Below are 12,729 nucleotides of genomic sequence, written 5' to 3'. Positions count from 1 at the left end.
TCCCGATGACCAGCACCGCCCAGCACAGCCAAGTAGTCCAAAAACAATTCGGTGAACAGGCCTCGGCCTATCTGAGCAGCGCCGTACACGCTCAAGGCACCGAGTTCGCGCTGCTACAGGCTGAACTGGCGGGGCAGGGCGAAGCCCGGGTACTGGACCTGGGTTGCGGCGCCGGTCATGTGAGTTTTCATGTGGCCTCGCTGGTCAAGGAAGTAGTCGCTTACGACCTGTCCCAGCAGATGCTCGATGTAGTCGCCGCCGCTGCTATCGACCGGGGTTTGAGTAATGTGACCACGGTCAACGGCGCCGCCGAGCGTCTGCCGTTCGCCGATGGCGAGTTCGATTTCGTCTTCAGCCGCTATTCGGCGCACCATTGGAGCGACCTCGGTGTGGCCCTGCGCGAAGTTCGCCGGGTGCTGAAACCGGGCGGGGTGGCGGCGTTTATCGATGTGTTGTCGCCGGGCAGCCCGTTGTTCGACACTTACCTGCAAAGCGTCGAAGTGCTGCGCGACACCAGCCACGTGCGCGATTATTCTGCGGGCGAGTGGTTGCGTCAGGTCAGCGAAGCGGGGTTGCATACCCGCAGTACCACGCGTCAACGGTTGCGCCTGGAGTACACCTCCTGGGTCGAGCGCATGCGCACGCCGCAGGTGATGCGCGCGGCAATCCTCGAGTTGCAGCAATCGATGGGCAACGAGGTGCGCGAATATTTTGAGATTGAGGCCGATGGTTCGTTCAGTACCGATGTGTTGGTGCTGATGGCTGAACGATAGAATTTTTCCGGGCGCGCCCCAGGGCGCGCCGACTGATGACATGAGGAAAGCATGAGCAAGCAGATTCTGATTCTCCCAGGCGACGGTATTGGCCCGGAAATCATGGCCGAAGCGGTCAAGGTGCTGGAGCTGGCAAACGACAAGTACAGCCTGGGCTTCGAACTGAGCCATGACGTGATCGGTGGCGCCGCCATCGACAAGCACGGCGTGCCGCTGGCCGATGAGACCCTGGCCCGTGCACGCGCAGCCGATGCTGTGCTGCTGGGCGCCGTGGGCGGCCCGAAATGGGACACCATCGAGCGTGACATCCGCCCTGAGCGCGGTCTGCTGAAAATCCGTGCGCAACTGGGCCTGTTCGGCAACCTGCGTCCGGCGATCCTGTACCCACAACTGGCCGAGGCTTCCAGCCTGAAGGCAGAAATCGTTGCCGGCCTGGACATCCTGATCGTCCGTGAACTGACCGGCGGTATCTACTTCGGCGCGCCACGTGGCGTGCGCGAACTGGAAAACGGCGAGCGCCAGGCCTACGACACGCTGCCATACAGCGAAACTGAAATCCGTCGTATCGCCCGTGTCGGTTTCGACATGGCCCGCGTACGCGGCAAGAAGCTGTGCTCGGTGGACAAGGCCAACGTGCTGGCTTCCAGCCAGCTGTGGCGTGAAATCGTCGAGCAAGTGGCCAAGGACTACCCGGACGTCGAACTGAGCCACATGTACGTCGACAACGCCGCCATGCAACTGGTGCGTGCACCGAAGCAGTTCGACGTGATCGTCACCGACAACCTGTTCGGTGACATTCTTTCCGACGAAGCGTCGATGCTCACCGGTTCCATCGGCATGCTGCCGTCGGCGTCTTTGGATGCCAACAACAAAGGCATGTACGAGCCGTGCCACGGTTCGGCGCCGGACATCGCTGGCAAGGGCATTGCCAACCCGTTGGCGACCATTTTGTCGGTGTCGATGATGCTGCGTTACAGCTTCAATCTGCAGGATGCGGCCGATGCCATCGAGAAGGCCGTGAGCCTGGTTTTGGATCAGGGTCTGCGTACGGGCGACATCTGGTCGGCTGGTTGCACCAAGGTCGGTACACAGGAAATGGGCGACGCAGTAGTCGCCGCGCTGCGGAATCTGTAATCTCTCTGGCCCGCTGCAATTTTCAACCTTGAAAGCAGCGGCCCACTTTTCAAGAAGGTGTAGTTGCGATGAAACGTGTAGGTCTGATCGGTTGGCGCGGCATGGTCGGTTCCGTGCTCATGCAGCGGATGCTGGAAGAGCAGGATTTCGATCTTATCGAGCCGGTGTTTTTCACCACTTCCAATGTCGGTGGCCAAGGCCCGTCCGTGGGCAAGGACATTGCTCCGCTCAAGGACGCTTACAGCATTGAAGAGCTGAAAACCCTCGACGTGATTCTGACCTGCCAAGGTGGCGACTACACCAGCGAAGTGTTCCCGAAGCTGCGCGAAGCCGGCTGGCAGGGTTACTGGATCGACGCCGCTTCCAGCCTGCGCATGCAGGATGACGCGGTGATCGTGCTGGACCCGGTCAACCGCAAGGTCATCGACCAGCAGCTCGACGCGGGCACCAAAAACTACATCGGCGGCAACTGCACTGTCAGTCTGATGCTGATGGGCCTGGGCGGTCTGTTCGAAGCCGGTCTGGTGGAGTGGATGAGCGCCATGACCTATCAGGCGGCCTCCGGTGGCGGCGCGCAGCACATGCGTGAGCTGATCAAGCAAATGGGTGTGACCCACGGCGCTGTCGCCGATCAACTGGCCGATCCGGCCAGCGCCATCCTGGACATCGACCGCCGTGTTGCCGAAGCCATGCGCAGCGACGCGTACCCGACCGAAAACTTCGGCGTACCGCTGGCCGGCAGCCTGATCCCTTGGATCGACAAGGAACTGCCGAACGGCCAGAGCCGTGAAGAGTGGAAGGCCCAGGCCGAAACCAACAAGATCCTTGGTCGCTTCAAGAGCCCGATCCCGGTGGACGGCATCTGCGTGCGCATCGGCGCCATGCGTTGCCACAGCCAGGCGCTGACCATCAAGCTGAACAAAGACGTGCCGATCGCTGATATCGAAGGGCTGATCAGCCAGCACAACCCTTGGGTCAAGCTGGTGCCGAACAACCGTGAAATCAGCATGCAGGAGCTGAGCCCGACGAAAGTCACCGGCACCCTGAACGTGCCGGTCGGTCGTCTGCGCAAGCTGAACATGGGGTCGCAATTCGTCGGTGCCTTCACCGTCGGCGACCAACTGCTGTGGGGTGCGGCCGAGCCGCTGCGTCGCATGCTGCGGATCCTGCTTGAGCGTTGATCGATTGATGCAATGAAAGAACCCGCGCCTTGAAAGAGGTGCGGGTTTTTTATGCGCGCCATCCAACTTCTGTAGCAGCTGGCGAAGCCTGCGTCCGGCTGCGCAGCGGTCGTAAACCCTGCGCGCGCGGTTTGCCTGAATGATCGGGATCGCCATGACGAGGACTTCGTCCTCGAACGCAGCCTTCGGCAGCTGCTACAAGGCTTCCCCATTCATTGCCTCACCACCAACCACCCGGTAAAGTGCCGCTCCCCCCGTTTCGCCAGAGGTAGAACCATGAGCCAGTCCTTCGATATTGCCGTGATCGGCGCCACCGGTACTGTCGGCGAAACACTCGTCCAGATTCTCGAAGAACGCGACTTCCCGGTCGGAAATCTGCACCTGCTGGCGAGCAGTGAATCGGCCGGACACTCGGTGCCGTTTCGCGGCAAGAACGTGCGGGTGCGCGAAGTCGATGAGTTCGACTTCAGCAAAGTCCAGTTGGTGTTCTTCGCCGCCGGCCCGGCGGTGACCCTCAGTTTCGCCCCGCGCGCTACGGCCGCCGGTTGCTCGCTGATCGACCTGTCCGGCGCGTTGCCGGCCGATCAGGCGCCGCAAGTGGTGCCCGAGGCCAATGCCGCAATTCTTGCTGGCCTGAAAAAGCCCTTCCAGGTCAGCAGCCCAAGCCCTTCGGCGACAGCGCTGGCGGTGGTGCTGGCGCCGCTGCTCGACTTGCTCGACCTGCAACGCATCAGCCTGACGGCGTGCCTGGCGGTATCCGCCCAGGGCCGTGAAGCCGTCAGCGAGCTGGCCCGGCAAACCGCCGAACTGCTCAACGTGCGTCCGCTGGAGCCGGCATTCTTCGATCGGCAGATGGCTTTTAACCTGTTGGCGCAAGTCGGTGCGCCCGATGCTCAGGGCCACACGTTGCTGGAAAAGCGTCTGGTGCGCGAGCTGCGTCAGGTCTTGTCGCTGCCTTTATTAAAGATTTCCGTCACTTGCATTCAAGCCCCGGTGTTTTTTGGCGATAGCTATAGCGTGACCTTGCAGTCATCGAGTGCTGTCGACCTGGCGAAAGTCAACGCGGCACTGGAAGCGGCGCCCGGTATCGAGCTGGTCGAGGCGGGCGATTACCCGACTCCGGTGGGCGATGCGGTAGGGCAGGACGTGGTTTACGTTGGTCGGGTTCGCAGCGGGATCGACGACCCGGCGGAACTTAACGTGTGGCTGACGTCAGATAACGTACGCAAAGGCGCCGCGCTCAATGCTGTGCAGGTGGCTGAATTGTTGATAAAAGACCTGCTGTAAAAGATACTTGGCAACAATTTTTTCTAGTGGTTCCAGCCGAACACCATGTTTGGTTGGAATGCTTGAGGCGAGCCATCCCGCAGGGCTTTCGTCGCATGAATGAAACGATCGCGCGCGACGACCCTTCGCCGTCGCGCGCAACGCCTTACGGCAGCGGCAATCAACACCTTCTCGCTGGCCGAGGAATGTTCAAACAAAGGATGAGGCTATGGTTCAAGTTCGCAAACTGGTGTTAGCAATAGCGGCCGCCTCGGCGCTGTCCTCCGGTATGGCGCATGCCCTCGGGCTTGGGGAATTGACCCTGAAATCGACGCTGAACCAGCCTCTGGTAGCAGAAATCGAGTTGCTCGACGTCAAGGACCTCACTGCTGCCGAAGTGGTGCCGAGCCTGGCCTCGCCCGAAGATTTCGCCAAGGCCGGTGTCGATCGTCAGGCGTTCCTCAACGACCTGACATTCACACCGGTGCTTAACGCCAGCGGCAAAAGCATCCTGCGCATCACCTCCAGCAAACCGCTGTCTGAACCGATGGTGAAATTCCTGGTTCAGGTGATGTGGCCAAACGGTCGTCTGCTGCGCGATTACAGCGTGCTGCTCGATCCGTCCAAATTCTCGCCGCAAACTGCCGATGCCGCCGCGCAACCGGCGCCAGCCCAAACGGTGACCGCGCCAGTCACTGGTGCGACCAAATCGACGCAATACACCACCACGTCGCGCGATACCCTGTGGGAAATCGCCGCGAAGGCGCGTAACGGTGGATCGATCCAGCAAACCATGCTGGCCATCCAGGCGCTGAACCCGGATGCCTTTATCGACGGCAACATCAACCGGCTGAAAACCGGCCAGGTGCTGCGTCTGCCGGATCAGGTGCAAAGCGCCAGCCTGCCGCAACCCAAGGCCATCGCTGAAGTCGCGGCGCAGAACTCTGCATGGCGCCACGGTCGTCGCTATGTGGCGAAGCCCGGAAGTGGGCAGCAGCAACTCGATGCCACCAAGCGTGCTCGTGGTGATGGCGCTTCGTCGCAAGTTGCCACGGACAAGCTGAGCCTGGTCTCTGCCGACACCGGCAAGGGCCGTGGCAAAGGTGCCGCTGGTGATGCGAAAGCCTTGAGCAACAAGCTGGCCGTGACCCAGGAAAGCCTCGACACGGCTCGCCGTGACAACGCTGAACTGAAAAGCCGCATGAACGACCTGCAAAGCCAGCTGGACAAGCTGCAGCGCCTGATCGAACTGAAGAATAATCAGTTGGCCAAGCTGCAAGCCGAAGGCGGCGCGGGCGCACCGGCAGCTACGACCGCTCCGGCGATGTCGGCCGAGCTGGCAGCCAGTCCGGCGGCAACGCCAGTTGAAGCGACTCCGACGGCTCCCGCGCCAGAGGCTGCCGCACCGGAAGTCGTTCCGGCGCCAGCCGTCGAGCCGACGCCTGTGGCGTCCGACGAGCAGAAATTCAACGAACTGCTGACCAACCCGATCCTGCTGGGTCTGGTGGGTGGCGGTGCAGTGGTTCTGCTGCTCTTGCTGTTGTTGCTGGCCCGTCGCCGCAAAGCTCAGCAAGAAGCAGAAAAACATCTGCGCATGGCCCGTGCCTTGGCTGAGGAGCAAGAGTTCTCCACCGACCTCGACCTGCCGGAAAGCAGCTTCGAAGGTCTGGAAGTTCCACCGCCAAGCGTGAAACTCGCGACCGCGCCAACGCCTGCACCTGCACCGGCCCCGGTGATTGCCCCGGTTGTGGTGACGCCACCGATCGCTGCACCGTTGGTTGCGCCTGCCGCCGAACGCTCTGACGACGTCTTGGCCCAAGCACAGTCGCACATCGCGGCCGGTCGCCTGAATCAGGCTGCCGCGCTGCTGGAAGACGCTATCAAGCAAGAGCCGCAACGCAGCGACCTGCGCCTGAAGCTGATGGAAGTCTACGGTCAGCAGGGCGATCGCGATGCGTTCGTCGCTCAGGAGCGTCAACTGGTGGCCAACGGCGATAACTTCGCCCGGGTCGAACAGCTGAAAAGCCGTTTCCCGGCCATGGTGGTCGCGGCGGTGGGTGGTCTGGCCGCCGCGGCTGTCGCCGCCGAGCTGGACGCGCAGTACGTCAAGGAGCTGCTGCTGGACGAGCCGCAAGCCCCGGAACCGACACTGGCTGACTTTGACAGTGCTTTCGATCTGAGTCTCGACGATCTGGAAGCGGCTACTCCGATCACGCCTGCGGTTGCAGTCGAGCCAGCACCGCAACCACAGCCTGAGCCAGAGCCAGAGCCAGAACCAGAGTCTCTGGCTGAGCTGGACGAGTTTCCGCTGGACGACGACCTGAGCTTTGAGTCGGTGTTGCAACAACAGACTGAAATCAAGGAAAGCCTCGACGATCTGTCGGACTTCGACCTGGACATGGATCTGGGCGGCGATGCTTCCCCAGAGACTCTGGCTGAAGACGACTTCCTGCTGAGCCTGGATGACGACCTCAAGGACTTGCCTGTCGCTGAAGCGCCGACCGTCACTGAGGCGCCAAAGGTGACTGAGGCGCCGCTCGACGATCTGGAGTTGCCGGCTGATTTCGATCTGTCGCTGGCCGATGAAATGGACGCCACCCCGGATAAGCCTGACGCCTTTGAAAATGAACTCAACGACGTCAATGCCGAGCTGGATCGTTTGTCCCAGAGCCTCGGCGAGCCAAGCTTCACCGAGGAAGATGCGTTTGCCTCGTCAGATGACGAGCTCGATTTCCTCTCTGGCGCTGACGAAGTCGCCACCAAACTCGACCTGGCCCAGGCCTACATCGACATGGGCGACAATGACGGCGCTCGGGACATCCTCAATGAGGTGGTGACCGAGGGCGATGCGGGGCAGAAGAGCGAAGCCAAGGAAATGCTCTCGCGTCTGGCGTGAATCGTCGGTAAGGCGTAAACAAAACGGTAGCCCATCAAGGCTGCCGTTTTTGTTTGGGGGATGCGATGAGGTTGGTACATTCAACGCCGTGTCACAGTTACGCTGGCATCCCGGTCCGGCGGCCTTATAATGCCTGCCTTTGCGTAAATCAGCAGGCTGTCACCCCTTGGCAAATATAGATAATCCGGCCGCCGAAATGGCGGCCGACGGCTTTTTCCGGATCGCGTTGGGCGTTGAATACAAAGGTTCGCGTTATCGCGGCTGGCAACGTCAGGCCTCCGGTGTGGACACGGTGCAGGAGCTTCTTGAAAAGGCCTTGTCCAAAGTCGCCGACTCACCCGTGTCGCTGCATTGCGCCGGGCGCACCGACGCCGGTGTGCATGCTTGCGGCCAAGTGGTGCATTTCGACACCCAGGTAGAGCGCTCGATGAAGGCCTGGGTCATGGGTGCCAACATCAACTTGCCGCACGACATCAGCGTCAGCTGGGCCAAGGTCATGCCGGCGCATTTCCATGCGCGGTTCAAAGCCATCGCCCGGCGCTATCGCTACGTGATCTACAACGATCAGATCCGCCCGGCGCACCTGAACGAGGAAATCACCTGGAACCACCGCCCGCTGGACGTCGAGCGCATGTCCGAGGCCGCTCAGTATCTGGTCGGCACCCACGACTTCAGTGCTTTCCGTGCCGGCCAGTGCCAGGCCAAGTCGCCGATCAAGGAGCTGCATCACCTGCGCGTTACCCGCCATGGCAAAATGATCGTGCTGGATATCCGTGCCAGCGCGTTCCTGCACCACATGGTGCGCAACATCGCAGGCGTTTTGATGACTATCGGTGCTGGCGAGCGTCCCGTGGAGTGGATGAAAGAGGTGCTGGAGAGTCGCATTCGCCGTTCCGGTGGGGTGACGGCCCATCCGTTTGGCCTGTATCTGGTGCAAGTCGAGTATCGCGACGAGTTCGAATTGCCAGAGCGTTACATCGGCCCGCACTTCCTCACCGGCTTCTCGGAACTTGACGGCTGACGCCTTCGAACGCTTTTGATACCATCCGGGACTTTCCCGCAATTGCCCTGAGGTTCTATCGACATGTCGGCCGTTCGCAGCAAAATTTGTGGGATTACCCGCATAGAAGATGCGTTGGCGGCGGTCGAGGCCGGGGCCGATGCCATCGGATTTGTGTTCTACGCCAAAAGCCCGCGGGCCGTGACGTTCCAGCAGGCGAGGGCGATCATCAAGGCCTTGCCGCCGTTCGTGACCACCGTGGGTTTGTTCGTCAACGCCAGTCGTTGCGAGTTGGGGGAAATCCTCGACGCCGTGCCACTGGACCTGTTGCAGTTCCATGGCGACGAAACCGCCGCTGATTGCGAAGGCTGGCACCGGCCGTACATCAAGGCATTGCGGGTCAAGGCCGGTGATGACATCGCGGCGGCTTGTGACGCATACCCAAGTGCCAGCGGTATTTTACTCGACGCTTATGTCGAAGGTGTTCCCGGTGGAACCGGTGAAGCCTTCGACTGGTCACTGATACCGCAAGGCTTGAGCAAGCCGATCATCCTGGCGGGTGGCTTGACGCCAGATAACGTCGCCGAGGCGATCGCCCGGGTTCGGCCTTACGCGGTGGATGTCAGCGGAGGGGTAGAGGCGAGCAAGGGCATCAAGGATCACGCAAAGATTCAGGCGTTCATCAAAGCGGTACGCGGTAGCACGTCGTTGATGTGACGGCTGGCAGACTGCCGCCGTCCACTGCTCTGTACAAAAGAGGTGCACCTGCACAAAGCAGGCATGGCTGAGAGTTTTTGGGTTGTACGCAGGTCAGCATCTCGCTGACCCGGCAATCCATCGATCATCGCTACACATATGAATTTAGCTCAAGGGCATACGCGGGGCTGCGAACCAGAGCGTTCGGGCCGCCGGTACTGGAGAAAGAAAGCATGAGCAACTGGTTAGTAGACAAACTGATCCCTTCGATCATGCGTTCCGAGGTCAAGAAGAGCTCGGTGCCTGAAGGTCTGTGGCACAAATGCCCGTCTTGCGAGGCGGTGCTGTATCGTCCGGAGCTGGAAAAGACCCTGGACGTTTGCCCCAAGTGCAACCACCACATGCGTATCGGCGCACGCGCGCGCATCGACATCTTCCTCGACGCTGAAGGTCGTGCCGAACTGGGCGCGGACCTGGAGCCGGTTGACCGTCTGAAATTCCGTGACGGCAAGAAGTACAAGGATCGCCTGACCGCTGCGCAAAAGCAGACCGGCGAAAAAGACGCACTGATCTCCATGAGCGGCACCTTGCTGGGCATGCCGGTCGTGGTGTCGGCTTTCGAATTCTCCTTCATGGGTGGTTCGATGGGTGCCATCGTCGGTGAGCGCTTTGTGCGCGCCGCCAACTACGCCCTGGAAAACCGTTGCCCGATGATCTGCTTCTCCGCTTCCGGCGGTGCACGGATGCAGGAGGCGCTGATCTCCCTGATGCAAATGGCCAAGACCTCCGCGGTGCTGGCACGTCTGCGCGAAGAAGGCATTCCGTTCATCTCGGTGCTGACCGACCCGGTCTACGGTGGTGTTTCCGCCAGTCTGGCGATGCTCGGCGACGTGATCGTCGGTGAACCGAAAGCCCTGATCGGTTTCGCCGGCCCGCGCGTGATCGAACAAACCGTTCGCGAAAAACTGCCGGAAGGCTTCCAGCGCAGCGAGTTCCTGCTGGAGCACGGCGCGATCGACATGATCATCCCTCGTCAGGAACTGCGTCCGCGTCTGGGCAACCTGCTGGCACAACTGACCGGCAAGCCGACACCTAAATTCGTCGCCGCACCAGTCGAGCCGATCGTAGTCCCACCGGTACCTGCGAACCTATGATCGAGCGCACCCTTGGCGAGTGGCTCGCCTACCTTGAACAGTTGCATCCTTCGGCCATCGACATGGGGTTGGAGCGTTCGCAACAGGTAGCGTCCCGCATGGGGCTGGGCAAGCCGGCGCCTCGGGTGATCACGGTCACCGGCACCAACGGCAAAGGGTCTACCTGCGCATTCGTGGCTTCATTGCTGCGGTCGCAGGGCCTGAACGTGGGTGTCTACAATTCTCCGCACCTGCTGCGTTACAACGAGCGGGTGCAGGTCAATGGTGTCGAAGCCACTGACGCGCAGCTGTGCGAAGCCTTTGCCGCGGTCGAGGCCGGTCGCGGCGAAACATCCCTGACTTACTTCGAAATGGGCACCCTGGCGGCGTTCTGGCTGTTTCAACAGGCCGGTCTCGATGCAGTGGTGCTGGAAGTTGGCCTGGGCGGGCGCCTGGACACGGTCAACGTGGTGGATGCCGATATCGCACTGGTCACCAGCATTGGTGTCGACCATGCGGATTACCTGGGTGATACCCGCGAATCCGTGGCCTTCGAAAAGGCCGGAATCTTCCGCCAGGGCGCGCCTGCACTGTGCGGCGATCTGAATCCTCCTCAACCTCTGCTGGATAAGGCGCGCGAGCTCAATTGCCCGTTTTTCCTGCGTGGGCGCGATTTCGACCTCGGTATCACCGATCACAACTGGCAATGGCGCGGTATTGATGCCCAAGGGCGTGCGGTCGAATTGCACGATCTGCCATTGCTCGATCTTCCGATGGAAAACGCCGCACTGGCGTTGCAGGCTTACCTTCTGCTCGGTTTGCCTTGGGTGGATGCGCAGATTATTGAAGCGTTGAAAGCGACGCGGATCGTCGGTCGTCTTGATCGTCGGCAGTTTGACTGGCAGGGCAAACGTCTGAATCTGCTGCTGGACGTGGGGCACAATCCTCACGCGGCAGAGTATCTGGCTCGGCGTCTGGCCAGTCGACCGCCGGCCGGCAAGCGTCTGGCGGTGTTCGGGTTGTTGGCGGACAAGGACCTGGATGGTGTTGTCGGCGAATTGAATGCTAGTGTCCAGCATTGGGCCGTCGCGCCGCTGGATTCGCCGCGGGCACGGCCGGTAGCTCAGTTGCACGCAGCGTTGCAGAACCTTGGCGCCTCGGTTACGTCCTATGACAGCGTGGCCGCAGCCCTGGAAGGGCAGTGCGCGCAGGCAACGAACGACGACGAGATTCTGTTGTTCGGATCATTTTATTGTGTCGCCGAGGCCCTTGAGTGGCTGGCCCGGCACTCCACGGAGGAAGCGGCAAATGGCTTTGCTGGATAAGGCGTACAAGCAGCGCATGGTCGGTGCCCTGGTGCTGGTGGCGCTGGCGGTGATTTTCTTGCCGATGCTGTTTTCCCGTCAGGACGAACAGCGCCAGGTAAGGGTCGACGCGCCTGCCGCACCGCATGCCCCCTCGATACCGCAGGTGCAGATCGAGCCGGTCGCGGTGCCTGAACCGCAGGCATTGCCGCAAGAGCCTGTGCCAAGCGACGACGAAATTGCCGAGCAGCAAGTGCCGTCGGCACCGATTGCGCCAACGGCTCCCGTAGCGCCAGCACCGCCGGCTGCCAAACCAGTCGCGCCGCCAGCAGCGCCAGTTGCCAAGCCTGTGCCGGCACCTGCCCAGCCAATCGCGGTTGCACCGACCAAGCCGGTCGCTACTCCAAGTCGCGTCGATGCCAATGGCCTGTCGGTCAGTTGGTCGGTGCAACTGGCTAGCCTTGCGAGCCGTGAGAGCGCTGAAAGTCTGCAGAAAACCCTGCGCAGCCAGGGCTATAACGCCTATATCCGTTCCTCCGATGGCAAAAATCGGGTGTTCGTCGGGCCGCTGATCGAGCGTGCGGAAGCCGATCGTCTGCGTGATTTGTTGAGTCGCCAGCAGAACCTCAAGGGTTTTGTGGTGCGTTTCCAGCCTGAGCGCGGCTAAATCTATCGCCCCGATTTGAAAAGCACTGACAATCTCAGCTTACCGACAGCCATGGGCTCTGCTAAAATGCGCCGCCTCATCTGTCTGTAGGCTGCACTGTGCCATTTACCTGGGTTGACTGGGCGATCGTTGCAATCATCGCCATCTCCGCTTTGATCAGTCTGAGCCGCGGCTTCGTCAAGGAAGCACTCTCGCTGCTGACCTGGATCATCGCAGGAGTCGTTGCCTGGATGTTCGGTGGTTCATTGTCCGAGTACCTGGGCGGATATATTGCTACGCCGTCGGCTCGTGTGATCACGGGCTGTGCCATCATGTTTGTCGCCACTTTAATCGTAGGCGCAATGATCAATTATCTTATCGGCGAGTTGGTTCGCGTCACCGGGCTATCCGGGACCGATCGATTCCTCGGCATGGCTTTCGGCGGGGCGCGTGGCGTGTTGCTGGTGGTCGTGGCGGTCGGGCTGTTGAGCCTGGGGCCGGTACAGCAGGACGAGTGGTGGAAAGAGTCACAGCTCGTGCCAAAATTTCTATTGGTCGCAGACTGGTCCAAAAACCTGATCCTCGGGTGGAGCAGTCAGTGGCTTGCCAGCGGAATCAGCGTACCCGCTGATATTCCGTTCAAGGAGCACCTCTTGCCGACGGCCAAAACGCCTCAGTGAGTTGTGTTCAGTTCAGATCC

General features: G+C 60.9%; 11 protein-coding genes. All 11 read left to right on the top strand.

Features of this window, described 5'->3' with window-relative positions; translation table 11 throughout:
- Positions 1–5 precede the first annotated feature (5 nt).
- Positions 6–773: a class I SAM-dependent methyltransferase gene (locus JUI81_RS11715; RefSeq protein ID WP_019582120.1), complete on the top strand. Its 768-nt coding sequence runs from the start codon at positions 6–8 to the stop codon at positions 771–773.
- A 51-nt stretch (positions 774–824) separates the two neighbouring features.
- Positions 825–1,907 carry a 3-isopropylmalate dehydrogenase gene (gene leuB, locus JUI81_RS11710; protein WP_007935187.1) on the top strand — a complete coding sequence of 361 codons (1,083 nt, stop codon included), beginning with the start codon at positions 825–827 and terminating at the stop codon, positions 1,905–1,907.
- Between the two features lie 68 nt (positions 1,908–1,975).
- Positions 1,976–3,088 carry an aspartate-semialdehyde dehydrogenase gene (gene asd, locus JUI81_RS11705; RefSeq protein WP_007935182.1) on the top strand — a complete coding sequence of 371 codons (1,113 nt, stop codon included), beginning with the start codon at positions 1,976–1,978 and terminating at the stop codon, positions 3,086–3,088.
- A 276-nt stretch (positions 3,089–3,364) separates the two neighbouring features.
- On the top strand, positions 3,365–4,375 hold the full coding sequence (locus JUI81_RS11700) for an aspartate-semialdehyde dehydrogenase (RefSeq protein WP_019582121.1): 1,011 nt from the start codon (positions 3,365–3,367) through the stop codon (positions 4,373–4,375).
- A 208-nt stretch (positions 4,376–4,583) separates the two neighbouring features.
- A complete protein-coding gene (locus JUI81_RS11695) occupies positions 4,584–7,250 on the top strand; it encodes a FimV/HubP family polar landmark protein (RefSeq protein WP_019582122.1) in 2,667 nt (888 codons plus the stop codon).
- A 196-nt stretch (positions 7,251–7,446) separates the two neighbouring features.
- Entirely contained in the window at positions 7,447–8,271 is an 825-nt protein-coding gene (truA, locus tag JUI81_RS11690) for a tRNA pseudouridine(38-40) synthase TruA (protein ID WP_018928093.1), read from the top strand.
- A gap of 63 nt (positions 8,272–8,334) precedes the next feature.
- Positions 8,335–8,967, top strand: a complete 633-nt coding sequence (locus tag JUI81_RS11685; RefSeq protein WP_018928092.1) for a phosphoribosylanthranilate isomerase — start codon at positions 8,335–8,337, stop codon at positions 8,965–8,967.
- A 212-nt stretch (positions 8,968–9,179) separates the two neighbouring features.
- Complete coding sequence (gene accD / locus JUI81_RS11680) at positions 9,180–10,100, top strand: acetyl-CoA carboxylase, carboxyltransferase subunit beta (RefSeq protein ID WP_007935172.1); 921 nt, start codon at positions 9,180–9,182, stop codon at positions 10,098–10,100.
- Complete coding sequence (folC, locus tag JUI81_RS11675; protein WP_204124283.1) at positions 10,097–11,404, top strand: bifunctional tetrahydrofolate synthase/dihydrofolate synthase; 1,308 nt, start codon at positions 10,097–10,099, stop codon at positions 11,402–11,404. Before accD ends, folC begins: the two co-directional genes overlap by 4 nt.
- Positions 11,388–12,050, top strand: coding sequence for an SPOR domain-containing protein (locus tag JUI81_RS11670; protein WP_096480683.1), 663 nt, complete (start codon positions 11,388–11,390; stop codon positions 12,048–12,050). The genes folC and JUI81_RS11670 overlap by 17 nt, the downstream gene beginning before the upstream one ends.
- A gap of 98 nt (positions 12,051–12,148) precedes the next feature.
- Complete coding sequence (locus tag JUI81_RS11665) at positions 12,149–12,709, top strand: CvpA family protein (RefSeq protein ID WP_018928089.1); 561 nt, start codon at positions 12,149–12,151, stop codon at positions 12,707–12,709.
- Positions 12,710–12,729: the final 20 nt, after the last annotated feature.

This window comes from Pseudomonas sp. 008 (assembly GCF_016861935.1).
Classification (GTDB): Bacteria; Pseudomonadota; Gammaproteobacteria; order Pseudomonadales; family Pseudomonadaceae; genus Aquipseudomonas.
The sequence above is the reverse complement of the archived record's forward strand: the minus strand, read 5'-3'. Positions and strand labels throughout refer to the sequence as shown.